25 protein-coding genes are annotated in these 23,210 nt (G+C 57.5%); 15 read left to right on the forward strand and 10 right to left on the reverse strand.

Features of this window, described 5'->3' with window-relative positions:
- Positions 1-3: 3 nt before the first annotated feature.
- Positions 4-609 (reverse strand): uridine kinase, encoded by a 606-nt coding sequence (gene udk, locus HMPREF0183_RS02845; protein ID WP_005882641.1) that lies wholly within the window; start codon positions 607-609, stop codon positions 4-6.
- Between the two features lie 165 nt (positions 610-774).
- On the opposite strand from udk, the gene HMPREF0183_RS02850 reads away from it, so the two are divergent.
- The 3 genes from HMPREF0183_RS02850 to HMPREF0183_RS02860 are packed head-to-tail and all read left to right on the forward strand — an operon-like array spanning position 775 to position 3,128.
- On the forward strand, positions 775-1,602 hold the full coding sequence (locus tag HMPREF0183_RS02850) for a trimeric intracellular cation channel family protein (protein WP_005882643.1): 828 nt from the start codon (positions 775-777) through the stop codon (positions 1,600-1,602).
- Between the two features lie 9 nt (positions 1,603-1,611).
- Positions 1,612-2,685 carry a phosphotransferase gene (locus HMPREF0183_RS02855; RefSeq protein ID WP_005882645.1) on the forward strand — a complete coding sequence of 358 codons (1,074 nt, stop codon included), beginning with the start codon at positions 1,612-1,614 and terminating at the stop codon, positions 2,683-2,685.
- A gap of 32 nt (positions 2,686-2,717) precedes the next feature.
- Positions 2,718-3,128, forward strand: coding sequence for a Rieske (2Fe-2S) protein (locus HMPREF0183_RS02860; protein ID WP_040347792.1), 411 nt, complete (start codon positions 2,718-2,720; stop codon positions 3,126-3,128).
- Positions 3,129-3,186: 58 nt separating this feature from the next.
- Here HMPREF0183_RS02860 and HMPREF0183_RS02865 read toward each other — a convergent pair whose 3' ends face one another.
- Genes HMPREF0183_RS02865 through HMPREF0183_RS02880 form a run of 4 tightly spaced genes read right to left on the reverse strand, consistent with a single transcriptional unit; the run spans position 3,187 to position 5,934 of the window.
- On the reverse strand, positions 3,187-3,609 hold the full coding sequence (locus tag HMPREF0183_RS02865) for a hypothetical protein (protein WP_005882650.1): 423 nt from the start codon (positions 3,607-3,609) through the stop codon (positions 3,187-3,189).
- Positions 3,606-4,655: a serine hydrolase domain-containing protein gene (locus HMPREF0183_RS02870; RefSeq protein WP_005882652.1), complete on the reverse strand. Its 1,050-nt coding sequence runs from the start codon at positions 4,653-4,655 to the stop codon at positions 3,606-3,608. Before HMPREF0183_RS02870 ends, HMPREF0183_RS02865 begins: the two co-directional genes overlap by 4 nt.
- A gap of 36 nt (positions 4,656-4,691) precedes the next feature.
- Positions 4,692-5,264 carry an ArsR/SmtB family transcription factor gene (locus HMPREF0183_RS02875; RefSeq protein WP_005882654.1) on the reverse strand — a complete coding sequence of 191 codons (573 nt, stop codon included), beginning with the start codon at positions 5,262-5,264 and terminating at the stop codon, positions 4,692-4,694.
- A gap of 25 nt (positions 5,265-5,289) precedes the next feature.
- The gene (locus HMPREF0183_RS02880) at positions 5,290-5,934 is read right to left on the reverse strand and encodes a hypothetical protein (RefSeq protein ID WP_040347796.1); all 645 of its coding nucleotides are present in this window, start codon (positions 5,932-5,934) and stop codon (positions 5,290-5,292) included.
- Between the two features lie 112 nt (positions 5,935-6,046).
- Here HMPREF0183_RS02880 and HMPREF0183_RS02885 point away from each other — a divergent pair, with 112 nt between their 5' ends.
- Complete coding sequence (locus HMPREF0183_RS02885) at positions 6,047-6,619, forward strand: hypothetical protein (protein WP_050775325.1); 573 nt, start codon at positions 6,047-6,049, stop codon at positions 6,617-6,619.
- A 19-nt stretch (positions 6,620-6,638) separates the two neighbouring features.
- On the opposite strand, the gene HMPREF0183_RS02890 is transcribed toward HMPREF0183_RS02885, so the two are convergent.
- The 3 genes from HMPREF0183_RS02890 to HMPREF0183_RS02900 form a co-directional block, all read right to left on the reverse strand.
- On the reverse strand, positions 6,639-7,844 hold the full coding sequence (locus HMPREF0183_RS02890) for a sensor histidine kinase (protein ID WP_245527089.1): 1,206 nt from the start codon (positions 7,842-7,844) through the stop codon (positions 6,639-6,641).
- 45 nt (positions 7,845-7,889) lie between these two features.
- Positions 7,890-8,690, reverse strand: coding sequence for a response regulator transcription factor (locus tag HMPREF0183_RS02895; RefSeq protein WP_005882662.1), 801 nt, complete (start codon positions 8,688-8,690; stop codon positions 7,890-7,892).
- 68 nt (positions 8,691-8,758) lie between these two features.
- Entirely contained in the window at positions 8,759-9,391 is a 633-nt protein-coding gene (locus HMPREF0183_RS02900; RefSeq protein ID WP_050775326.1) for a hypothetical protein, read from the reverse strand.
- Positions 9,392-9,437: 46 nt separating this feature from the next.
- Between HMPREF0183_RS02900 and HMPREF0183_RS02905 the strand changes: the two genes are divergently transcribed.
- From HMPREF0183_RS02905 to HMPREF0183_RS02920, 4 genes are all read left to right on the forward strand, one after another.
- Positions 9,438-9,695 carry a hypothetical protein gene (locus HMPREF0183_RS02905; protein ID WP_005882666.1) on the forward strand — a complete coding sequence of 86 codons (258 nt, stop codon included), beginning with the start codon at positions 9,438-9,440 and terminating at the stop codon, positions 9,693-9,695.
- A 67-nt stretch (positions 9,696-9,762) separates the two neighbouring features.
- Positions 9,763-9,969, forward strand: a complete 207-nt coding sequence (locus tag HMPREF0183_RS02910) for a heavy-metal-associated domain-containing protein (protein WP_005882667.1) — start codon at positions 9,763-9,765, stop codon at positions 9,967-9,969.
- Complete coding sequence (locus HMPREF0183_RS02915; RefSeq protein WP_005882669.1) at positions 9,970-12,123, forward strand: heavy metal translocating P-type ATPase; 2,154 nt, start codon at positions 9,970-9,972, stop codon at positions 12,121-12,123. It begins immediately after the preceding gene.
- Complete coding sequence (locus HMPREF0183_RS02920; protein ID WP_083801426.1) at positions 12,120-13,874, forward strand: sensor histidine kinase; 1,755 nt, start codon at positions 12,120-12,122, stop codon at positions 13,872-13,874. The genes HMPREF0183_RS02915 and HMPREF0183_RS02920 overlap by 4 nt, the downstream gene beginning before the upstream one ends.
- A gap of 55 nt (positions 13,875-13,929) precedes the next feature.
- Here the strand turns inward: HMPREF0183_RS02920 and HMPREF0183_RS13475 are convergent, their stop codons facing one another.
- Positions 13,930-14,637: a CPBP family intramembrane glutamic endopeptidase gene (locus HMPREF0183_RS13475; protein WP_050775328.1), complete on the reverse strand. Its 708-nt coding sequence runs from the start codon at positions 14,635-14,637 to the stop codon at positions 13,930-13,932.
- Between the two features lie 182 nt (positions 14,638-14,819).
- Here HMPREF0183_RS13475 and HMPREF0183_RS02930 point away from each other — a divergent pair, with 182 nt between their 5' ends.
- Positions 14,820-15,542 (forward strand): response regulator, encoded by a 723-nt coding sequence (locus tag HMPREF0183_RS02930; protein WP_005882675.1) that lies wholly within the window; start codon positions 14,820-14,822, stop codon positions 15,540-15,542.
- A gap of 91 nt (positions 15,543-15,633) precedes the next feature.
- Here HMPREF0183_RS02930 and purB read toward each other — a convergent pair whose 3' ends face one another.
- On the reverse strand, positions 15,634-17,052 hold the full coding sequence (gene purB, locus HMPREF0183_RS02935) for an adenylosuccinate lyase (RefSeq protein WP_005882677.1): 1,419 nt from the start codon (positions 17,050-17,052) through the stop codon (positions 15,634-15,636).
- 245 nt (positions 17,053-17,297) lie between these two features.
- Here purB and HMPREF0183_RS02940 point away from each other — a divergent pair, with 245 nt between their 5' ends.
- The 6 genes from HMPREF0183_RS02940 (at position 17,298) to HMPREF0183_RS02965 (ending at position 23,185) form a co-directional block, all read left to right on the forward strand.
- Positions 17,298-17,552: a hypothetical protein gene (locus HMPREF0183_RS02940; protein WP_005882679.1), complete on the forward strand. Its 255-nt coding sequence runs from the start codon at positions 17,298-17,300 to the stop codon at positions 17,550-17,552.
- Positions 17,549-18,109 (forward strand): hypothetical protein, encoded by a 561-nt coding sequence (locus tag HMPREF0183_RS02945; RefSeq protein WP_005882681.1) that lies wholly within the window; start codon positions 17,549-17,551, stop codon positions 18,107-18,109. The genes HMPREF0183_RS02940 and HMPREF0183_RS02945 overlap by 4 nt, the downstream gene beginning before the upstream one ends.
- On the forward strand, positions 18,109-19,551 hold the full coding sequence (locus HMPREF0183_RS02950; protein ID WP_005882683.1) for a hypothetical protein: 1,443 nt from the start codon (positions 18,109-18,111) through the stop codon (positions 19,549-19,551). Before HMPREF0183_RS02945 ends, HMPREF0183_RS02950 begins: the two co-directional genes overlap by 1 nt.
- A 140-nt stretch (positions 19,552-19,691) precedes the next feature.
- Positions 19,692-20,828, forward strand: a complete 1,137-nt coding sequence (gene pdhA / locus HMPREF0183_RS02955) for a pyruvate dehydrogenase (acetyl-transferring) E1 component subunit alpha (protein ID WP_005882685.1) — start codon at positions 19,692-19,694, stop codon at positions 20,826-20,828.
- 2 nt (positions 20,829-20,830) lie between these two features.
- Entirely contained in the window at positions 20,831-21,805 is a 975-nt protein-coding gene (locus tag HMPREF0183_RS02960) for an alpha-ketoacid dehydrogenase subunit beta (RefSeq protein WP_040347797.1), read from the forward strand.
- 9 nt (positions 21,806-21,814) lie between these two features.
- Positions 21,815-23,185: a dihydrolipoamide acetyltransferase family protein gene (locus HMPREF0183_RS02965; protein ID WP_005882689.1), complete on the forward strand. Its 1,371-nt coding sequence runs from the start codon at positions 21,815-21,817 to the stop codon at positions 23,183-23,185.
- Positions 23,186-23,210: the final 25 nt, after the last annotated feature.

A 23,210-nucleotide genomic window follows, 5' to 3' on the forward strand; every position in this document is an offset into this window, starting at 1 on the left:
ACCCTACAGTTCGCGTGACAACCGGTGTACCAGCATGTCTAAAGCAACCAGGTTGTGACCACCGTCAGGAATGATGAGATCGGCGTTGCGTTTTGAGGTTTCAACATAGAGTTCGTGCATGGGCTTCACAGTTTCCAAATACTGTTTTTCCACCGACTCAATCGACCGGCCACGCTCCAACACGTCACGTTTAATCCGGCGCAGAATGCGCACATCAGCATCCGCATCCACAAACAATTTGATATCTAAAAGGGAACACAAACGCGGTTCGTGTAACAGCAAGATCCCCTCGACCAGAATCACACTTTCTGGCTGAATATCCACGGTTTCATCTGTGCGGTTGTGAATGCTGAAGTCATACACCGGCCCTTGCACCGGGCGCATCGCCTTCAAATCCTCAATGTGCTCAGCCATGAGATCAATATCAAAAGCGTCAGGTGAGTCGTAATTGACGCGTGTGCGCTCCTCAAACGTCAAATGATCCTGGCGTTTGTAATAGTTGTCTTGATAAATCACCGTGGTGCGCCCAGCAAATTTCTCCGCCAAAGCCTGCGTCAGCGTGGTCTTCCCACTGCCGGTTCCACCAGCAATTCCAATGACGATAGGCACACCCGCTCCTCACCCTGCAAACGCATTTAACTGCAACCAATCTACTGCACTACACTAAATGCTCCACGCGAAAAGCAGTGCCAAATTCGATCACCTAACCGTCACCCAACAGCCAGTCACAGGGCCACAAGTCAATTGCCCACTTCTAACCCTCCAAAGGAACCCATGGATCTTCCCAGCGCACAGCTTGTCCTCCTCCTCGCTGACCTCGTAGGCGTGTTCTTTTTCGCTCTTTCCGGAGCGGTCACAGCAGCACGCAAAAACTACGACATCACGGGAAGTTTCATGCTGTGTCTGCTGGTGAGCCTGGGCGGCGGAATCACCCGTGACCTCATGCTCAACGAAGTCCCCGCCTCCCTCCAGCAACCCATCTACTTGCTACCCCCGGCAATCGCCACCGTCCTCGTGTACCTCATCGGTACACCTGCCCTCCGCACCCGCCGGTCCATCATCTTCTTCGACGCCTGCGGGCTGGGCCTTTTCGCGGTGTCCGGCACGATCATTGCACTCACCCACGACCTCCACATAGTCTCCGCAGTGTTCTTAGGAATCGTCACCGGAACCGGAGGAGGACTTCTCCGTGACGTCGTCGCCAACCAGAACCCTGCCCTGTTCAAAGCCTCCGACCTCTACCTCACCCCAGCGTTTATTGGTGCACTCCTCACCGCGATTCTGTACTCCAATGGAATCTGGTCCTACTGGATCATGTTCGGCACCATTGTCCTCGTTGTCACCGTGCGCCTTCTGGCCATCTACTTCCGCTGGCAACTCCCATCAACTGTCCGCGGCTGGACATATCCACGGTTAACTGAAAAAGCCCGCCGCCTGCGTGAACTCACGCGCTTACGGCGCGCAGGCAGCCACGCCCGAGGTCGTTCCACTCAGCAACACCTCCCACCCTCGCAGGTTGAGGGCGACGACGAGGCCGGACCAGCAGACCCAACTGGTTCAGAAAACTCCGGACCTGCAGACCCAACCGGCCCAGTAACGTAGTCTTGTTATATGAGCAGGTCACTTCGCACACTCACAGATGACGAAATTCGTGTGCTCGTCAGCGACAACTTTGGCCTCGATGTTCAGATGGACCAGTTCTTGTCCGGTGAAATTGCGATCAACGCCCGCGTGACCGCCCAAGATTCGGCCTATGTGTTCAAGGCCGAATACCCTTCACGCACCATGACCCCCGAATACGCCGACTGGCTCAGCACCGCCCACCAAGCGGCATATGAATCAAACGTGCCGGTTGCACGGCAAATCCCGGCCATAAACCCTTTCCAGGCCACTTCAGGAAAATCTTCCGGGTTCGTTTCAGTCGCCCACATCGATGACGAACCGGTGATTGTGCGCCTGCAAAGCTTCCTCACCGGTACTGAAGCGTCCACGGCTGAACTCACCGATGACTACCCAAGCCAGGTTGGCACCCTCGCCGGACACGTGGCCACCGCATTGGCAAACGTGTCCCCGGACCGTGACATGATCCTGCACCCGTGGGCGTTTGAATCCACAGGCGTGAACGTCAAGTTCGCATCTGAGCGACTCCAAACCTGGGAGGCATCCGGGCACGTTCCCGCTGACATCGGCCCGTCGCTCACCCGGGTGCTGGCGTTCTCACGCCACATCGCCCACGAATTTGAAACCACCGTCAAACCTCTCCTCGACGACTTCCCCCAGCAGGTCCTCCACCAAGACATCAACGACCAGAACGTGCTGGTCAGTGACGGAAAGATCACCGGTCTGTTGGACTTTGGGGACTGCCGGGTTGCCGCCCGCATGGCCGAGGTGGCAATCGCCTCCTCCTACGTACTCACTATCCGTGGAGGCAGGAGCGGGGAACCACCTCGGGACGTTATTTCCCGCGTAGCGGACGCCTACCAAGATGCCACCCAGGGCACCGACCAGCACTTGACCAGCACGGAGCTTGACGCGCTCGAAACTGCTGCAATCACCCGCCTGTGTTTGGGTGCGTGCACGTGGGCGGCCCGCGTGCTGACGACCCGGCCTCAAGAACCCGCACACGCATATGGCCAGAAGCGCTTGGCTCGCACGTGGCCGGTCATCGAACAACTGGCACAGTGAAACACCAGGCTCAGCGAACAGAGAGGAACAGCATGAATCAGCACAGTCGCCGTCAAGTTTTCAAAGCAACAGGTGGCGTCGCCGCAACCGTTGCGGTCGCCGGTGGGCTTTCGGCGTGCGTCAACGATTCCTCGAACACCGAGGACGCTGAACCGGAAACCGTCGCAAAAGACAAAGTGCCGGTAGGTTCAGGTGTTGTCGCCGGAAGCTACGTGGTGGTTCAGCCAACCAAGGGAGACTTCAAGGCATACACTGCGGTGTGCCCGCACCAAGGGTGCCTGGTGCGGACCATCACGGAAGAAGAAATCGTGTGCCCGTGCCACTCATCTGGCTTCTCAACCCAAGACGGGGCCAAACTGTATGGACCCGCGAATGATGGACTGAAGAAAGCCAAAGTCGCAGACAACGGCGACTCTTTACAAGTGGGGCCGCTGGAAGGCTAAGCCGCTCCAGAGCTAGAACAGCCCCGGCACAAGAAGCCCCAGCTAAGAGCAGCCCCCGCTAAAACAGCACTGGCGCGAACCAGTACAGAACGGCAAGCACAAGAAGAACCGCAGCGGTGATGACTGTGCCAACGCCTTGGCGACTGCCCACTTTCACACCGTCGCTCTGAAGCGAAGCCACCAACTGTGCGTTGTGTTCCTTAGACGGCCATAGTTGCACCACGCGGAACGCTATGAACCCCAGCAGCAGAAGCGCGACGATCCAGGCAATACCCAGTACTCCGTCAAACATAAAGAAGATACGAACCAGCACAAAGTAAATAACTGCCCCGGCACCTACCGCCAAGAGCCCACCGCGGGTGAGGTGTTTGCGGGCTTTGGGCTTACGTTCACCTCGTGTGGGGCGAACACGCCAAGCGAGTGAACCTAAGCCCACAAGCAGAACGAGGACACCAATAAGAGGAATGAGAAGTTGAATCATTTCGTGTCCTCCGCATCGAACAAGTAGTCAATGACATCGTCAGAGTTGGTAGCGGTGTTGTTGAGAACGACCACGCCGTCGCCGTTTGCGTTGAATCCGGCAAATGACGTGTATCCGCCGGTTCCTCCGTTTTTCCAAATCACCGTTGCACCATCCTCTTCTTTTGTGTTCCATGCCAGGCCCAGTTTCTTTGTATCTTCTTCAGCTCGGACCTTTGTAGGTTCAACTGACGACCCCGGCGCTTTCCCGTCCCTGACAGCAATGAGCCATGTGCTGATGTCTTTGGTTGTTGACCGGATTGACCCGGCAGGAGCGTACGCGTGCATGGTCCACGCTCCTGCCGGAAGACCCTTAGCGGTGTACCCCGTGGGGTGGTCAGCTGGCAAGTCTTCCGGCGTACTGGGAACCGTTGTCTGGTCCATGCCTAACGGTTCCAGCAACCGTTCGCGCACCAGGGTGGGGTAGTCCTTGCCGGCTTTCTTGGCAACCGCCTGCCCCAGCAGCGCATATCCCGTGTTCGAGTACGCAATCTCACCCGGTGTGACTTCAAGATCGGAAACCGTGTCGAGGAATTCGCCCAAGTCAGCGGTGTACGGGTCTTTTCGCGTGAAGTTGCTACTCATGCTGACGTTGGTAATGCGGGGGAGTCCCGAGGTGTGCGTCGCCAACTGCTCCATGGTCACCTTCCCTGCGGAAGTCCCCTTCAGTTCGTCGAAAACGTCTTCAACTCGGGTATCCGCGCTGATTTCTTGACGCTCAATCGCGTCAGCAAGCAGGTGTGCTGTGAACGTTTTCGTGATCGAACCGATCTCAAACACCGTGTTCTCATCGGCTCCCCAACCTGCGAACGACGGTTCGCCAGACGGGGGAATGATCGCTACTGCTGCTTCACGTCGATAACCGTGTGACAAGTATGGGCCGGTGGTGTCAAGCACGTGCTGATCGCCGGATCCGCGGTGCGGAAAACCAAACGACCACGGCACGCAGATCGCAGCAACGGCGACAACGACACACGCTACGACTCCAGCTATGAGTGTTCGTTTCATGAGTGCTCCTTGGGGTGGTTGAGGTGAGTCCTGTTATTACTGGGCGGCCAAAATGATGGTGAGAAGGGGAATGACTTTGGATGCTGGGACCTCCCACTGGCCGCGCTTCACAGACCGGATCCATCCCGCTGCGTTGAGCTGGCTCAAGTGGTGGTAAACCTGCCCTGAAGTGCCCACTTGTTCAAGTTCTCCCAACTGCGCCGAGGTGGTAGTCCCGTTGATGATCGCCAACAACAGGGTGAGGCGGATGGGGTGGGCGATGGCCTCGAGAGCAGGCGATACCGCGAAGGCGTCGGTGTCCATGAGGTTTTCAGCAAAGCGTTCGTACTGCCACATGACTGGGCCACCATCGGTTTTTGCCGTTCCTGCGAACATGACCACCGGTTGGTCATAGCGTTTGGACAGTTCGTTGAGCGCCCAAAACTCGTGATCGCCAGATTCCGTGGGTAGTTGCGGCTGTGTGACTTCAGCGTCATGTGAACGCGTGTGCGTCTCACGGGGCTCACCTCTCAACCGATCTTCAACATCGCGTAAGCGTGCATCGAGCCGGGAGAGTTGCTGCGTAATGTCTTCGCGCAGTGCGCGTAGCTCATCGGAAGAAGTACTCACACCCTAATAATACATAATTCCGTAATTACGTAAATAGCCCAATTCCCAGTCCGATAACGAATCCCACCAGCGTGGCGATACACGAAGCCGGCCGGATCATCGACAGCCTGCGACGGAAGCGGTTGCGCACGCTAAACACTTCGTTGGGGTCGGGGCCCAAATCGTTCGAGGTAGCGCGTGTATCAAACACCACGCGGGATGGCGCTTGCGGGTCAATGCGCACCGGGATCGTGGCTCCCGGCCGTAACTTCAATGCGTCAACCGCTGACAGTTTCCACACCAGCTCCGACCTATAGACCCGGCTTGAGCTACTTGCGACGTCCAGGGAGACAGTCAAAGTCTTAAATGACCCGTTCGTTGTGGAGTTCAGGTAGCGAATACGCGCAAGTCCCGGCGTGCCCTCCTGCTCGAGCGCGTTCGCGGTGCTCACACTGATCGCAATTCGCGAAGCCGGCATGGTTCCAATCACCAGGAGAACCCCGCCCATCAGACCAATGAGCAGTGGCCACATGAGCGTGAGAGCTGATGAGTACTGCGGATGCCCCACGTTGAACAGAACGTGGACGGCCCATCCGATGACCGCGCCTAAACCGTAACCCACGCACAACCACAGCGCCGACCGGCCCAATGGCAGGTTTCGGCTGAAGTCTGTCGAAGAATTTGCGCGCACAGTTATCACTCGTCACATGGTGGATTCGACGAAAGTTTAGTGACGCCACACGACCGGACCGCAAACCTGAGGGGTCGCTCCGGTGAACTTCAGTGGGCCCTACACTAGTGGGGTGACCCAAACGTCAGAAAAAGAAGTTCAGCTTGCCACCGCCCCGTGGATGATCGCCCGAGGTGTTTTGGGCGTTATTTTCGCAATCGTCGCCGCGTTCGTGCCTCGTGAACAGTTAGGTTCCGTTGCTCAGCTGGCGCTCCGTGTCGACTTTGTCGACTATCTGCTCATGGGATACATCGGGCTGAATGCGCTCCTTTTGGTGGGCCAGGGTTCCGCCACGAAACCGCTACGCACTCACCTGTGGGGTCAAGCCGTCATTGCGATCCCGGCTCTGGTTTTCCTCATGTTCGCAAGCTACCCCGGTCAACTCCGCGCAGCCGTTATGGGGTGGGCACTCCTGCACGCAGCACTTGAACTGTGGATGTACAAAGACATGCGCGGAACGGCGTCAGCGTCGGACTACCTGTACTCCGGAATCGCACACGCGCTCTTGGGAATTCTCCTACTGTTCGGCAACAATTTCGGAGCCCTCACCATCATCGGTTTCACCTCGGCGGCCGTCCTTATCGCAGGTGTCCTGTACATTCTGGGGGGACTCACGCGACGCAAACAGGGCCGCAAAGACTCTTAACCGCCAACTAGCGCGGACCCTACTCGGGGAAAACCACCTCGGCCTGGGCGCCACCTTCAGGAGCGTTCCGGAACTCCATGCGCATACCCAACAGCTTCGCCTGGCCCTGCGCAATCACCAGGCCCAAGCCCATACCTCCACCGCCGGAGGACACAAAACGGGTGGGCCCCTTGGCGATGATGTCCGCCGGATAGCCCGGGCCGCTGTCGGTCACAATCACTGAGTGTGGCGTGGTTTCGATCCGGATGGGGTCGGCCCCGTGCTTGATCGAATTGGCGATTAGATTAGACACGATGCGTTCAAAGCGACGCGGATCTGTAGTGATCTGCGGGGACGGATCTGCATACACTTCCTGGATCTCGTGATCCACAATGAGCCCAGACGACCGCAGATTCAGGAGCAACGACTTGAGCATGTGGTTGATGTTGACCGTCTCGAAATCCGGCGTGGTGCTCCCGGCGTCCAGGCGCGACACCTCCAGAAGATCCTCAACGAGGGTCTGCAGACGCTCAGTCCGCTCACGCACCAACTCAGCCGGACGAGAATCCTCCTCCAAAAGATTCGCCGCATTCACCAGACCAGTCAAAGGCGTGCGCATTTCGTGCGCCAAGTCCGCCGTAAACCGCTGTTCCGAATCGAGTCGTTCAGCAAGGCGTTCGACCGCGGTATCAACAGCTTCCGCAAACGCGGTCACCTCATCATCGCCGTGCTCAACCACATCAGAGATGCGCACCGTGGTGTCACCTGAAGCGATCCGGCGTGCGGCCTGTGCCCCCAAGGTCAATCGGCGGCTAATCTGACCTGCAACAACAAACCCAATTCCGCCAATCACCACGGCCGAGACCAGCATGGAAATCAGAATCGCACGGTCAATATCGCCAACCAACTCACGCGACTCCGCCGTCGTTGTTCGCACCGAAATGACCGCCGTGTGCGAACCCACCATGATGGGCGCGGCAGCCCACACGACCTCGGTGTTATCAATTTCAGACCGCATGGTCACGGACTGCCCATTGAGAGCAGCTTCCTTAGCCGGCTCAGGCAACGCCGGGTCATCGACTGCTGCGTTGAGCGTGAGAACACCGGTTTCAGAGTAGATCGATGAGGCTTCGCGCAACTGGCTGGAAATGTTGTCGCGCATGCGGTTGTCTTCGGCGCGGGCGGCGGCTTGGCGCACAATAAGACCGCACGTGAGCACCGCGATGACCACACTCGTGACAATCACGATCAGGATTTTGAACCTGAGTGAGGCAGGGCGAAGTCGCATGGGTTACGCGCAGAACCTGTAGCCGAAACCGCGCACGGTTTCGATCATGGCGGCACCGATCTTCTTGCGGAGTCGCTGAATGTGAACGTCCACCACGCGGGAGTCGCCACCCCATTCGTAGCCCCACACGGTGTAGGCGATCTTTTCGCGCGAAGACACGTGCCCCACTTCTTCGGTCAGCAACATGAGGATCCGCAGTTCGGTGGGTGTTAAGTGGATTTCTTCACCGTTGACGTAGACCATGCAACGAGCGGTGTCCAAAACCAAGGTGCCCAACCGGTTCTCGACCCGGATTTCCGTAGACGACTGCTGGCGCGGCGTGGGGTTGGTGTGCCCCGGCGTGGGTCCCAAGACTTCCGGGATACCCTGCGTGTCCAGTGACACGGAGCTCTCTTCTTCCGGCTCCTCCGACTGAGGAGAAAAACCCATCTGCGCGCTTTCCGCAGTAATGAAGCGTCGCACCACCGTGCGAATGCGAGCGTTGAGCACCTGCATGTCGAACGGTTTGGTCAGGTAGTCGTCGGCGCCGGCTTCCAGCGCCTGAACAATGTCGATGGGCTCTGAGCGCGCAGAGATGACAATGATGGGCACATTGGAACGTTCCCGGATAGCACGAGTGATGGACGCGCCGTTCATGGTGGGCAACATCAGATCCAGCAAGACAACGTCGGCGCCCTGCGACGCAATAAATTCGTATCCGTCGCGGCCATCTTCAAATCCGGTGACGGTGTACCCAAAGCGTTCGAGAGCGAGTTGCGTGGTCTCACGAATCACCTCGTCGTCTTCGACAAGAACAATGTGCACGCGCGCCCCCTTTCACAAGCTTTAACTAATACTAGTCCAGCCGAGTCTAGTTGAGTTGGCGTCAAGTTTTAATCAAGTCGGCTGATACGTTGGCCCGCTTCAAACTTTCCGTCGTGGTAGCGGAACACGCGCACGGCCCATCCAGACGGACAACACGGTTCGTCATTGGGTTTAAACACGGACTCTTGCGCAACCAGCGTGCCACCTCGCCCGGGTGTCACGGTGAGTTCGTTGCCCACCAAGATGAGCTCGATATTGGGTTGCCCTTCGCGTTCACCAATCACCACAGTGGCAAACGACTTACGGTCAGCCGGCGTGTTGATCTTGGCCATTTGAAACTTGTCGCCAAGAACAACCAGAGCCGGGTCCATTTCCATACATGATTCACACGCCAGCACAATGTCGTGAATCTCATCAAAGCCCTTGACATTGCTCACCGACGGGTTTTGTAGGAGTTCGTCGCGGATTTGGGTGGCGCTGAAGGGTTGGTCGCGGGGTCCCGCTTCCGAGGTGGGAGGGGCTTCTGGTGCGTTGTCGACGTGTTCTTCTTCGACACGCAGGCTGGTATCGGGTCCGCACGCCGTGAGTGAACCAGCAAGTCCCAGGGTGCAGAAAAGTGCGCATAGAACGGTGACGAGAGTTCGATAAGAAGAGCGGAAAGACGCCTTGAAGTGCGCGGGAATATACGGCGTCGATACCATGTTCTCAGTGTAGTGACGAAACATGTGAAGAGAAAATGGTGAAGGTATGACTTCCGCGCACAAGCGTCCGGTCGCAGCTCCGTACAAACATGCAGTGATTTTTGGAGTGATTTGCGCTTGGGTTGTTTTGATCGTGACGATCGTTTCGATGGGCGCGTGGAAATCGTCTCAGGCACTGTTGCTCGCCGTGGGCTTTTCCGCCGGAACTTTCGTTGTGGTCACGCTGATCGCTATGGGTCTCAATGCGGTGGTCGCCAAGCAGCACCATGAGAGTGACACGCAAGACGGCCCCGTGCTGCACTAGCGACCCGCGCTCCAGCACCTGTTCGTGGCACACATGTGAAGCACACAAGTGAAAAGGAGTAAGCGATATGCCAATCAGTACTTTTTCAGTTTCCGGAATGACCTGCGAGCACTGCGTACGTGCGGTGAAACAAGAAGTCGGTGACATCAGTGGCGTCACGCAGGTCGAGGTTGAGCTGGGCACCCCGTCGACCGTGACCGTGCAGTCGACGGAACCCATCAGTCACCAGGACGTTGTAGCGGCAATCGACGAGGCCGGATACGAGGTCGTCTAAATGTCTGGCACGCGTACACGCGACGTTGAACTCGACATCACAGGAATGACGTGTTCGTCGTGTGCCAATCGAATCGAAAAGAAACTCAACAAACTCGACGGGGTTCAGGCTACCGTCAACCTGCCTCTGAACTCCGCTTTGGTGGAAGTCGGTCCAGACGTTCCCAACGACCTGCTCCTCGCGACTGTCGAAAAAGCCGGATATTCGGCCACGGTTCACAACCCAGTCGATCCAGTCCCGGACAACCCTGACCCCCGAGGGTTCAGGCCCCGGTTGCTGGTGGGTTTCATTCTGGGTATCCCCGTGGTCGTCATTTCGATGTTCGTCCACTTCCCTGGCTGGCAGTGGGTGGTTCTTGCGCTCGCCCTGCCCATCATTACGTGGGGCGGTTGGCCATACTATGTGGCTGCGTATAAAGCCGCCCGAGGTGGTTTAGGGACCATGGATACGCTCATCACCTTGGGTGTATGGGCAGCCTGCGGATATTCGTTCTACCGGCTTATCCGGGCAGTGAGCACACAGGGTTTTGCGATTTCACCCCACGAATACGTGTGGTTTGAATCGGCTGTCGCCATCATCGTGTTCATCACGCTGGGACGCCTGATCGAAGAAGGAGCAAAGAACCGCGCCACGCGCGCACTCAAAGAGCTACTTGAACTGGGAGCGAGCTCTGCGAACGTCATTCGTGACGGACGCGAATGGAAAGTCCCGGTCGAAAAGCTCAGCGTGGGTGACGAGTTCCGCGTGCGGCCAGGCGAAACGATTGCCACCGACGGTGAAGTGATCAGTGGCGAATCCGCAGTCGACGAATCCGCTCTGACAGGTGAGCCCACTCCGGTCGACGTAGGTCCGGGGTCCACTGTCACAGGCGCGACGATCAACACCACTGGATCCATGGTTGTGCGGGCAACACGCGTGGGGGAGGACACTGCCTTTGCCCACATTGCTAAGCTGGTATCCCGCGCTCAAACCAGCAAACCAGCCATGCAACGGTTGGCCGACAAAATCTCCGGAATTTTCGTCCCCGTCGTCATCGTCATTGCGCTCCTCACGCTCATGGTGTGGGGCGTCAAGGGAGACTGGACCGGTGGCCTCTACGCCATGATCGCCGTCCTGGTCGTTGCGTGCCCGTGTGCTCTGGGACTGGCAACCCCCATTGCTGTCGTGACCGTTTCTCAGCTGGGATCTGAAAACGGAATTGTGGTCTCTGGGCCAGAGGTTATGGAGCACGCACGCAAAGTGACCACCGTTGTGCTCGACAAAACCGGCACGCTCACACGGGGACACATGCAGGTCGTCAGCCACGACCTCGGCGAGCGTGAGCTCACCCTTGCCGCGAACGCTGAACGCAACAGCGAACACCCCATTGCGCGTGCGCTGGCCGAAGCCAGCACGGAAGAACTCGACGTCACCGACTTCACCAGTATCCCGGGTGGGGGAGTGCGCGCCACGGTGGACGGGCACTCCGTTTTGGTGGCTCGCCCGCAACTTGTGAGCGAAGAAACTGGCGCGCAGATTCTGCCAAGCGACACCACGCGAGTGGCAGTTGCTATCGACGGGAATTACGCGGGTGTTGTCGACGTGGCTGACACCATCAAAGACAGTTCAGCCCACGCGATTGCCAGCCTGCACAAGTTGGGACTGAAAACTGTGATGCTCACCGGCGACGCCCCTGGACCCGCCAACGCCGTTGCCAACGAACTGGGTATTGACACGGTGATCGCGGACGTTCGGCCTGAGCACAAGCTCGACCACATTGATCAGCTACAAAAGTCCGGTGAGCACGTGGCCATGGTGGGCGACGGAGTCAACGACGCAGCCGCGTTGGCCCAGGCCAACCTGGGGGTAGCCATGGGCGAGGGGACAGACGCAGCGATTGCCGCCTCGGACGTCACCCTCACCCGTTCAGACCCCGCCGCCATTCCCGCCGCGATCCGCTTAGCCCGCATGGGCGTTGCACTCATCAAAGTCAACCTGTTCTGGGCATTTAGCTATAACCTGGTCATGATCCCATTCGCGATGTTCGGAAAGCTCGACCCCATGCTCGCGGGTCAAGCGATGGCGATGAGCTCGATTCTGGTGGTTCTTATGTCCCTTGTATCTGTGGTTCCCATGTCGCGGGTGCTCGAACGAACCATGCAGGGGAACACGTGAGCACCACTTCAAAAGCAGGGTGGATGCCCATGGGCGTTGCCGGGCGAATCCTGGTGGCGTCGTCCGTTTTGCTTTTGGGAATCGTGATCGTGATCTCTACGGTCTTGTACATCTTCTTTTCGGACCGGCATTCGCAGGACGAAGAAGAACGCGTGGTTTCCACCGCCGTGGCCGTCGCTACTACCGTTGATCTGCACAGTATGGGACATTCCCAGCTTTCGAGAACTCTGTCGGAACTCAAACGGCTCAACGAGCTTGACCTCTTGGTGTCCGTTCCGCTCAGTGAACTGAAAAAGGGCAAGCCCGGTGTCAGCGACCCGCAAGGCGCGGTGGGCGATCACGATGCTGACCGAGCGGGAACTCAGGTGCACACTGGTGGCAACTTGGACGAGGTGCCGGATTTTTCCCTCAGTGTCATACAACAGGTTGCTAATGGAGACACCGTCACCGTTTATCTGCCCGATGAACACGGTGGAACTCTCTACACACTGGTGGGAGTCAAACCCACTCCACCGGGTTATCAGCGTGCCGTGATTGTCGCTGGGATTGACAGGTCAACGGTTCGGGCAAGTTTCCAGCCTGTTGGCAACCTATTGATTGCAAGTGGGGCATTTACTTTTGTGCTGGGAACAGCTGCGATTTGGCTGACATCGCGAGGACTTAAACGTGTCACTGGGGACTACGGAACAAAAGAACTGGCACATCTGATCGCGTATTACAGATCAGTTTTGGAGGCCGTGAACGACGGTTTGCTGTTGGTTGACAGAAACGAGGGGATCGTTCTGTATAACGACACTGCTCGTGAACTCTTAGGGCTACCGGTAACAGATTCGTCTATTCAGTTCGACCAAATACCCGTGCCCGAAACGCTCCGCAACCTCATTGAATCCGGCAGGTTAGTGCGCGATGAAATCCACTACACCGCGTCTCGCGTGCTACTTGTCAATCAGCAGCCCGCACGTGAATATATGCACGATGAACCCAATGTCGACACGTGGGTGGTCACGGTGCGTGACCACACTGAACTGCGAAAACTCACTGGTGAGCTGGTGTCCATTCGGTCTTTCTCGGATTCTTTGCGCTCGCAGACGCACGAATTCGCCAACAGGATGCACATCATTGCTTCGCTTATTGAGACAGGAAACCCAGAAGAAGCACTTGAGTTTGCTACCCAGTCTGTCGCCCACACGTCTACCGCACCGGAAGATCTGCTGGGCGGGTTCAATCAGCCGGTGATCGCAGCGCTTGTGTACACCAAGCTTGCTCAAGCTAAAGAAGACAACATCGAACTGCACGTTGACGCGTCGAGTTTAGGAAGCACGATCCCTGGTGATGAACGCGACCTAGTGACAGTGCTAGGTAACTTGCTCGACAACGCTTTCGACGCGGTGAACCGCCCGGACATTCCAGCCGACCGCAAGAAGGTGGAACTCACCATGTCAGGGTCTACCGCCTCGGGATACACCATCACCGTGCGCGACGACGGACCCGGAATCCCCGACGACACCGTGGACAACATTTTTGAACGCGGATGGTCAACCAAACACGACGGCGTCGAGCACGACACAGGGCAGGGGGTCAAAACCGACGGATCGCGTGGAGTGGGACTCGACATTGTGGTGCAGGCCGTCAAGCGGTTAGGTGGCGCAATTGACGTAGACGGCGGGCTCGGAGACGAAGCAGACCAGGGTGAGCTACGCGGCGCTGAGTTCTCCGTGTGGTTGCCCGGCGCACCAGATGTGACCGGTTGATGGGGTGGTTTGAGGTGATGTCTTCTGTAACTGCAGGTGTATTGCCTCTGTTCTTCTATATCGCTACTAGGGCCATTATGGAAACGACGAGGTTGTTGAAAGCGTGAATGAGAAATGGTGCTTTCATCGTTTTAAACCAGAATCGGGCGAGTGTGAGTGAAGTCCCTAAAAATAGGGTGTAGGTCATCAAAGGCGGAGCGACGTGAGCCAAAGAGAAAACTAATACTGAGATCAACCCTGCTACCCACACAGGTGTGAAGCGCTGGAGCCAATCAAGTAGAGCCCGTCGGAAGAAGATTTCTTCTAGAAACGGTAGGGCTATTCCGGAGCAGAAGACTACTGCAATTTGTGGGACAATGCCCAGGTGCATGCTTTCGTCGAGACTTCTTTCTCCAGGTGCTACCTCGAATAGTGAGCCGACAACGGCAGAGGCGGTAGCACTTAGGAGGAGTGTAAGCGGTGCCCACCAGAGTAAGTGCCACAAGGAACGTGAGCTGGTTCTGAACCCTAATTCAGAAAGGGTCCACTTCATTCGGTGGCGCAATCCAAACCATAGAGTGCCAAGTCCACCCACTGCGCCGAAGACGGCAACGCCAAAGGCGATCCATGAACCGGACTTAACGATAAATCCTAGAAACAGTCCGCCTACTAAAGCTCCGGCACCCATGCCGAACATGCTGAGTACGGCCCAAACTAGATGAGGCAATAGAACCGCAGGAGGAAGCGAATAAATAGGTACCGCGGGGGTCCAACTTTTCTCCATACATAACTATTATGTCCGGGATCTACGCGGAGCTCAAAACTCCGTGGGATTGCTCGGTGAAACGCATGTAACTGAGTGACAACCCGATGTGTCGTGCCTGGCACACGAACACGTCTCTCGTGTATCGAGCGTTGGATATAGTTCGAAGCAGGAACACCTGGTCGTGCAAAGTGTAGGAATCAATGTGGCGTAGTAGTGAACAGAAGTTTGGCGTGCTTGTCGTCGAAGATGAAGAGGTCGCTGGACGTGCACACGCGAACTACGTGAGTCGTCTGGACGACTTCTATGTCGTGGGTATCGCCAAGAACGCTAGCCAAGCCTTGGCGGTCATGTTGGGCCAGGTTCCTGCGATCGATCCAAAAGCGATTGACCTGGTTTTGTTGGATATGAACTTAGGCGACGGACACGGGATTCAGTTACTTCGAGCATTTCGGACACACCGCGTCAATGTAGACGCGATTGCAGTGACCGCTTCCCGCGAATTCAACGTGGTACACAACGCGAAAAGCTTGGGCGTTTTCCAGTACATCGTCAAGCCGTTTACCTTCCCGGTGTTCCGAACGAAGCTGGAAGCCTATGTCGAATACCGACGCTCACTCGAAGACTGCCCAGAAAAGGCGTCGCAACAAGAGATCGACGCTCTCATGTCAACGTTTTCATCCGAACCCAAGGTCCGTCTGGCCAAAAAAGTTCCAGCCGATATTCAGCACGCTGTTCTTGCCGCTTTGAAAGGAGGGCAGGCTCTTTCGGCGGCCGAAGCGGGAGACCTTCTGGGGGTATCCCGAGTCACCGCTCGCAGGTACTTAGAAGCGATGGCCAACTCTGAAATTCTGAAACGTCAGCCACGTTATGGTTCTGCCGGTCGGCCGGTTCTGGAATACACCCTGCCGGACGGCGCAGAGTAACCCGCACCTCGTGGCGGGGCGCGCTCTACCCCGGCGAGCACTGTGGCTCGCCCCGCCCAGCCTGGAAGCTAGCCAGGCTGGAAGGTGACGGTCATGCGCGCCAAGCGGCCACCTCGGTGCGGGCCAAATCAGCAGCCACACCCGTGTACGTTGCAGGTGTCAACTGTGTCAACGCTTTTTCGAAGTGAGCCGGAAGACCAAGACCTGCGATGAACTCGCGTATTTGTTCCGGCGTAACACGGTGACCGCGCGTGAGCTCCTTGAGCTTTTCGTACGGGTTGTCCATGCCTGGAACGCCCAGGAGGTACGCCGCGCGCATGACTGACTGGATGGGTTCAGCCAAGACCTCCCAGTTGGAGTCGAGGTCGGCGTTGAGAGCGTCAGTGTTGATCGCGAGGCGACCCAAGCCCTTGACCAAGTTGTTCAGCGCCAGCACCGAGTGGCCGAACGCTACACCGATGTTGCGTTGTGTGGTGGAGTCGGTGAGGTCGCGCTGCAAGCGGCTGGTGACCAGTGTGGAGCCCAACGAGTCCAGTAGCGCGCAACTGAGTTCCAGGTTCGCTTCCGCGTTTTCAAACCGAATGGGGTTGACTTTGTGTGGCATCGTGGACGATCCAGTGGCGCCTTCAACCGGGATCTGGATGAAGTAGTTCATCGCAATGTACGTCCACATGTCGGTGGCCAGGTTGTGCGCGATGCGGTTGAAACGTGCCAGGTCAGCGTACAGTTCCGCCTGGAAGTCGTGGGATTCGATCTGCGTGGTCAACGGGTTGAACGTCAGGCCCAGTTTCTCCACGAACGTCTGCGCAACGTGTGGCCAGTCAACACCTGGGGCTGCAACCGTATGAGCTGCATAGGTTCCGGTAGCGCCGTTGATCTTGCCCAGGTATTCAGTGTTTTCGATACGACGGTACTGACGAGCCAAGCGGTGCACGAACACCGCGAACTCTTTACCCATGGTGGATGGGGTTGCAGGCTGTCCGTGGGTGTGGCTGAGCATAGGGGTGTCAGCCAGGTCTTCAGCCATCTGAGCTAGGGCGTCGATGAGCGCGCGTGCGCGTGGCAACCACACGTCTTCGATAGCACCTTTGAGGCCCACAGCGTAGGACAAGTTGTTGATGTCTTCTGATGTGCAGCAGAAGTGGACCAGTTCGCTCAGATCGTCTGCACCAATGTGTGACAGTGCCTCCTTGATGAGGTATTCGACGGCTTTGACGTCGTGCACAGTGACGGCTTCAAACGCTGCAAGTTGCGAAATAGTTGAGTGGTCGAACGTTTCGACGAGCCCACGCAACTGGCGCTTTTCGTCGTCATGGAGTTCGCGAACACCTTGGAACACATTGGATTCGAGCAGGTGGATGAACCATTCCACTTCCACGTGAATCCGGTTGCGGTTCAGGGCTGCTTCCGAAAGGTAGTCAACGAGTGGGGCGGCGTCGCCACGGTAACGGCCGTCGAGTGGGCCCAGAGCAATTGCGGGGTCAAGGTCAGCAAGAGTCACACGAGTCATACCGCCATTGTTTCATGGCTCTTGAGTAGCCAGAGACGTGTGGACTGTGCGGTGTTGGACTGGCAGGTGCCTGTGGAGTGCGCGGGGGAGTGTCCAGGGTGGTGGGTTGAGGTGGGGTTTTGTTCCGCCGAGGTCGTTCCTGGGCGAGCGTCCGGATGGCCCTCAGTCTGTGGATGGGCGGGTGCTTTCCACAGGCGGTGATTGTGTGGTGGTGCTCCTGAGCGTGGAAGCGGATTCTGTTTTGCATGGATACTTCATTTGAAATTGCGATCAAGGAATGGATGCACATCGCAGACACCTTGCGCACACACGGTCATCAGACCAGCAATCTTCAAGGCGTCGCGTGGCACTCGATTTCAGCTGACGCGTTTAAACGTGACGTGGAAGCCCGGGCAACAGACTTTCACACGGCCGCGAGTTTAGCAGAAAGAGTGAGTCACGCGCTTGCGGTTCACGGGCAAGCCGTTGAAGCGGTGTCGAAGGTGGTGCTGGGCAGATGATCGTAGGAATCAACACAGATGTTTTGGATGACTTTTCAGATGAGTTGACGCGCTGTTGGCCGGAGTCGATGCGACCCCAGGACCCTAAAAGTGACGGTCCGCGCGAGTTCCATCAATACGTGGTTCACGCGTTCTTGGGTGTCATGAACGTAGCCGAAATCGTCGCTCATGTGCGGTTCACAGGTGAACATGACATCAGGTGCTGCGCGTATATGGCCGGTCCGACATGTGTGGCGCTCATGCAGTACGCCGGTGATGACTGTCCCGAATGTGTGGAGAAACGTCACATGGTGGTGGGCTACGTGATTCAGCCTGCGTACTTTCCCGTCCTGTGCTCTGAAAACGTCCTGCCTCAGGGACATATGAACATCACGGGTCTGATCCGTCCTGGGCTGGCGGTTCTGGAACGAGCCGGGCAGAAGATTCCTTGGTCTGATGCCCCGTTAGCGGTGACCGGTCAGGCTCCAAGTCTGCAACATTCAGTTGAAACCGCGGTGCGCGCTCACATGCGCAATGTGGGGATGTACATCGACACCGTGAATAATGCGAGCACGTGATGAGCGGCGGGGCACGAGGTGTCAGCGCCCACCTCGACGACATGGAGAAGAAAGCGGACGAGCTGGAGCGTTTGGCGCGTGAGTTAGCGCTTGTAGGGACGCGCTCGCTAGTAGCGCAGGGTGACCTTGAACTGGGAGTCAGTGTCATTGCGTCTGTTCCCACCTGGCTGGAAGTGCGTCAGACCATGGGCGAATTCACGGTGTTCGTGGGGGCGAGCGCCACGCGACTGGAAGCTACTGCAGTGGCCTTACGGGCCAGTGTCAGAGCGTATCGGCAAGCTCAGCAGATCAGCGAGCGCATTATTGATGATGCTCTCACTGCCGTGGGCAATATCGCGGGGCATGTAGCGCGAGGAGCTCTCTTTCTGTTAACACCAGCGGTGATAGCGACGTACCTTCCCGTGCTTGCGGTGGACCTTCAAACGAACCTGGTTCGCAGGGTGTTGGGGCATGATGGACCAGACTTCGTTTTGACGCGAACACTTGCAAAAAACGCTCGTGATATTGCGCAACGTGGCATTGACAACCTCACTCAGAAGGCATTTACGCACCCTGAAGTGAGCCGGCCGGTCATCGAGTACGTGATCCCCGGTTTTGTCGGAGGGTTCGTGGGACTTCCACCCAATATCCAAAACCTGTTTCGCACACCTCACTCCTCAGAACAGGTCACCACAATGATGGTGAACACGGGATACACGGTGGGGGTATTTGATTCGAGCGTCACTGTGACCAAAGTGGGGGAGTCACGTGAGCTACAGACGCACCCCACTAACTTGAGCGAACTGTACGCGCGTCAACGTTCCGTACATTCGGGAAAAGACAATGGCCAGGTCCGAGTCGACAAGGTCCGCGGAGCTGACGGCGTTGAACGTGTGGTTGTGTACGTGCCCGCGACAACGGACTGGTCAGTTGGAAGTGGGAATGGCACTGACATGCAAACGAACCTGGAAACTATAGCGGGCAAGGACTCAGCTATGCGAAAGGTTGTTCGGCAGGCACTTGAAGATGCCGGAGTAGACAGTTCAACCGAGGTCATGATGGTGGGGTACTCCCAAGGCGGAATCGTCGCCATGTCACTGGCAGATGACCCAGACTTCACTGCAAAATACAACGTCACCACGGTTGTGACCGTGGGGTCGCCCGTTTCCGACTACCGGGTTCCCGACAGTGTGGAAGTGTTGTCGATCGAACACGACCACGACCTCGTTCCCCAACTCGACGGGCGGAAGAACCCAAACCAACACAACTGGACAACCGTAACCACTTCGCCACACCTCGGGCAGGGCCAACAAGCCCAAGACGCACACAGCGGTGACGTTTACGCGGACGCCATTTCAGGGATCGAAGATGACCCAGACGTTCAGGAATTCAAACGTAAACGAGGCGAATTTTTTGGGGGCACTGTAACAGAGTCACACCAATATGAAGGAACCCGTCCGTAGAGTGGTGCGAAACACGAGTTTCAGTTAGATTATGTATCACCTTATGAAATAGCTCACTTTGGACTTGCGCGCCACAAGCTGCGGTCCACTTCGTTTGGCTGACTTAACCCAAGGCCCAGCCCTGACGCTAAGGAGAAGGCATGACATCGACGTCAAATCCAACCACGGGTGTGGACGATGTAGTCCAGATGCTAACGCCCGACGGAACTCGCGTACCTAACAGCGACTTCGACGCATACGCCCACGAACTCACCGTTGACGATCTCAAAGGCTTCTACCGCGACATGGTGCTGATCCGGCGCGTCGATGCCGAAGGCAACGCTCTCCAGCGCCAAGGCCAGTTGGGCCTGTGGGTGCCACTGCTGGGGCAGGAAGCAGCACAGATCGGGCTGGGACGCGCACTGCGCCCACAGGACTACGTGTTCCCCACCTACCGGGAACACGGTGTTGCCTGGTGCCGAGGTGTCGAACCAGAAACGCTGTTGGGAATCTTCCGCGGACAGAACCACTCCGGCTGGGACCCCAAGGACAACAACTTCAACGTGTACACGATCGTGATCGGTTCACAGGTCATGCACGCGACCGGTTACGCCATGGGCGTGCAGATCGACGGTGCGGTGGGAACCGGTGACATGGACCGCGACACCATTGCCGTGGCCTGCTGTGGTGACGGTGCCACCAGCCAGGGTGACGTTTCAGAAGCACTGACCTTCGCTGGGGCCTTCCGCGCACCAGTCCTCTTCTACATTCAGAACAACCAGTGGGCCATTTCCGAGCCCAACAAGGTGCAGACCTCGGTCCCTCTCTACACCCGTGGCCAAGGATTCGGTGTGCCAGGTGTGCGCGTCGACGGAAACGACATTCTGGCCGTGTACTCCGTGTGCCGTGCATACGCCGACCGCATCCGCTCAGGTCAGGGCCCCATGCTTATCGAGGCATACACCTACCGCATGGGAGCTCACACCACGGCCGATGACCCAACCAAGTACCGCGACGACGCCGAGGTCGAGGCATGGAAGCCAAAAGACCCTATTCTTCGCGTGCGCAAGTATCTCGAAAACACTAACGACGTGGACGCGGCGTTCTTTACCGCAATCGACGACGAAGCCGACGCTTTGGCAGAACGCATCCGAAGCGCGTGCGTCAACATGGAACCACCACCGGTCGATGAAATCTTCGACTCGGTTTTCGTGGAACCACACCCGATGATCGAAGAAGAACAGCGCGAATACAAGGAATACCTGGCCTCGTTTGCAGACGTAGAAGGGGACAACTAACAATGACAACAATGCCCCTTTCGAAAGGCATCACCGCCGGTCTGCGCAAGGCCATGGAAGACGACCCCAAGGTTGTTCTGATCGGTGAAGACATTGGAAAGCTTGGAGGAGTTTTCCGTGTGACTGAAGGTCTGCAAAAAGACTTCGGAGAACACCGCGTCATCGACGCACCACTGGCTGAATCCGGGATCGTCGGATCCGCAATCGGAATGGCCAAGCGGGGCTTCCGCCCTGTAGTCGAAATCCAGTTCGACGCGTTCATCTTCCCTGCGTACGACCAGATCGTCACGCAGCTCGCAAAGATGCACGCCCGTACCCGTGGCGCAGAAAACCTGCCTGTTGTCATCCGCGTGCCCTACGGTGGTGGAATCGGGTCCCCTGAACACCACTCGGAAAGCCCAGAAGCTGTTTTTGCGCACCACGCCGGGCTCAAGATCATGAGCCCTTCCAACGCGCACGACGCTTTCTGGATGATCCAAGAAGCGATCCACAGCCCCGACCCTGTCATGTACTTCGAACCAAAGCGTCGCTACTGGTTGCGTGGCGAGGTCGACGAAGCAAACCGCGGTCTGGACCCGTACAGTGCACAGATTGTGCGTCCAGGAACCGACCTCACGTTGGTCACGTACGGCCCGCTTGTCCCCACCGCAATGGACGTGGCCGTTGCTGCCGAAGAAGAAGGTAAGTCACTCGAAGTTATCGACCTACGTGGGCTTAACCCCATCGACTTCTCCGTGATCGAGGACTCCGTCAAGCGCACCGGGCGTCTGGTTGTCACTCACGAAGCCCCCGTGTTCTTAGGCCTGGGATCAGAAATCGCTGCCCGCATCACTGAACGCTGCTTCTACAACCTGGAGGCGCCCGTTATTCGCGTGGGCGGATTCCACACCCCGTACCCTGGTTCCAAACTCGAAGAGCACTACCTCCCTGACCTCGACCGCATTCTGGATGGCGTGGACCGCGCCCTCGCCTACTGAGAGGACTACATGTCTAACGAATTTAACCTTCCCGACGTCGGAGAAGGGCTCACTGAAGCTGACGTCGTTTCGTGGAAAGTAGGCCCCGGCGACACCGTGACCGTCAACCAGATCCTGGTCGAAATCGAAACCGCTAAATCGCTTGTGGAGCTCCCCAGCCCACAGGCCGGAACCATTGAAGCGATCCTGGTGGAAGAAGGCGAAACCGTAGAGGTGGGTACGCCCATCGTCCGTTTTGGTGGCGCTCAGGGAGTAGCAACTCCTAACACCGCGGAAGGTGCCGAACAGAACCAGTCCGCTGGCGATGAGGAAAGCGGCCCCAACCTCGTGGGGTACGGAACCAAAGCCAGCTCCACAAAGCGGCGCCCACGTAAGGGGGGTGCAACGCCAGCTGCGGCCACCTCGGCGAAGGCTGAACCAGCACCGGCACCAGCGCAGGGGGCATCCGCAACTGCCACAAGCGCGCCTGCGGAGACCCGTGCCTCAACACCATCGAAGCCACTAGCCAAGCCACCTGTGCGCAAACTTGCGAAGGATCGGGGGTTCGACCTGGGCGAAGTCACCCCAACTGGACCCAACGGGCAGATCACCCGCGAGGACGTCCTCAACCATGGGACCACCTCGGCGCAGGGAGCCGCGGAAAGCCACGCCCAGACAGCCGCCCCGGTAGGAAGCGGTGCCCTGGACGGCACGGAAGAACGCATCCCGTTCAAGGGAGTCGTCAAATTCATGGCTCAGGCCATGGTCGACTCCGCGTTCACGGCCCCGCATGTCACCGAATTTGTGGACGTGGATGTCACCGAAACCATGAACCTGGTGCGGAAGTTCAAGGCAAACGAAACTTTGGGCGAAGGCGTCAAGGTCTCACCGCTTCTCATCCTGTCCAAGGCCGTGTGCTGGGCCGTTACGCGGAACCCGCGGATCAATTCCGCTCTTGACGGCGACTCGATCGTTGTGAAGAAGTACGTGAACTTGGGTATTGCGGCAGCCACGCCACGTGGGCTGATTGTGCCAAACATCAAGAACGCGCACGCCATGGGCTTGAGCGAGCTGGCCACCGAACTGGGCGAACTCACTCGCACTGCGCGGGCTGGCAAAACCACGCCAGCGGATCAGGCAGGCGGGACCATTTCGATCACCAACATTGGGGTTTTCGGAATCGATACCGGAACGCCGATCATTAACCCGGGTGAAGCAGCGATCCTGGCGTTTGGCCAGATTCGTAAGCGGCCGTGGGTCGTGGGCGACGACATCGTGCCACGCGAGATCACCACGCTGGGTGTTTCCGCAGATCACCGAGTTGTCGACGGAGAAGTGATTTCGAAGTTCTTGGCCGACGTGGCTCGTGCCATGGAAGACCCAACACTTCTGCTGGTGTAAAGCGCACCGAGGTCGTTCTTGTTAG

It is taken from the genome of Brevibacterium mcbrellneri ATCC 49030 (genome assembly GCF_000178455.1).
In the GTDB taxonomy this organism is placed as follows: domain Bacteria; phylum Actinomycetota; class Actinomycetes; order Actinomycetales; family Brevibacteriaceae; genus Brevibacterium; species Brevibacterium mcbrellneri.

Coding starts and splice junctions, on each gene's coding strand:
- HMPREF0183_RS02850 (WP_005882643.1), top strand. CDS start 775: ATGGATCTTCCCAGCGCACAGCTTGTCCTCCTCCTCGCTGACCTCGTA.
- HMPREF0183_RS02855 (WP_005882645.1), top strand. CDS start 1,612: ATGAGCAGGTCACTTCGCACACTCACAGATGACGAAATTCGTGTGCTC.
- HMPREF0183_RS02860 (WP_040347792.1), top strand. CDS start 2,718: ATGAATCAGCACAGTCGCCGTCAAGTTTTCAAAGCAACAGGTGGCGTC.
- HMPREF0183_RS02865 (WP_005882650.1), bottom strand. CDS start 3,609: ATGATTCAACTTCTCATTCCTCTTATTGGTGTCCTCGTTCTGCTTGTG.
- HMPREF0183_RS02870 (WP_005882652.1), bottom strand. CDS start 4,655: ATGAAACGAACACTCATAGCTGGAGTCGTAGCGTGTGTCGTTGTCGCC.
- HMPREF0183_RS02900 (WP_050775326.1), bottom strand. CDS start 9,391: ATGGTATCGACGCCGTATATTCCCGCGCACTTCAAGGCGTCTTTCCGC.
- HMPREF0183_RS02905 (WP_005882666.1), top strand. CDS start 9,438: ATGACTTCCGCGCACAAGCGTCCGGTCGCAGCTCCGTACAAACATGCA.
- HMPREF0183_RS02910 (WP_005882667.1), top strand. CDS start 9,763: ATGCCAATCAGTACTTTTTCAGTTTCCGGAATGACCTGCGAGCACTGC.
- HMPREF0183_RS02915 (WP_005882669.1), top strand. CDS start 9,970: ATGTCTGGCACGCGTACACGCGACGTTGAACTCGACATCACAGGAATG.
- HMPREF0183_RS13475 (WP_050775328.1), bottom strand. CDS start 14,637: ATGGAGAAAAGTTGGACCCCCGCGGTACCTATTTATTCGCTTCCTCCT.
- HMPREF0183_RS02930 (WP_005882675.1), top strand. CDS start 14,820: ATGTGGCGTAGTAGTGAACAGAAGTTTGGCGTGCTTGTCGTCGAAGAT.
- purB (WP_005882677.1), bottom strand. CDS start 17,052: ATGACTCGTGTGACTCTTGCTGACCTTGACCCCGCAATTGCTCTGGGC.
- HMPREF0183_RS02940 (WP_005882679.1), top strand. CDS start 17,298: ATGGATACTTCATTTGAAATTGCGATCAAGGAATGGATGCACATCGCA.
- HMPREF0183_RS02945 (WP_005882681.1), top strand. CDS start 17,549: ATGATCGTAGGAATCAACACAGATGTTTTGGATGACTTTTCAGATGAG.
- HMPREF0183_RS02950 (WP_005882683.1), top strand. CDS start 18,109: ATGAGCGGCGGGGCACGAGGTGTCAGCGCCCACCTCGACGACATGGAG.
- pdhA (WP_005882685.1), top strand. CDS start 19,692: ATGACATCGACGTCAAATCCAACCACGGGTGTGGACGATGTAGTCCAG.
- HMPREF0183_RS02960 (WP_040347797.1), top strand. CDS start 20,831: ATGACAACAATGCCCCTTTCGAAAGGCATCACCGCCGGTCTGCGCAAG.
- HMPREF0183_RS02965 (WP_005882689.1), top strand. CDS start 21,815: ATGTCTAACGAATTTAACCTTCCCGACGTCGGAGAAGGGCTCACTGAA.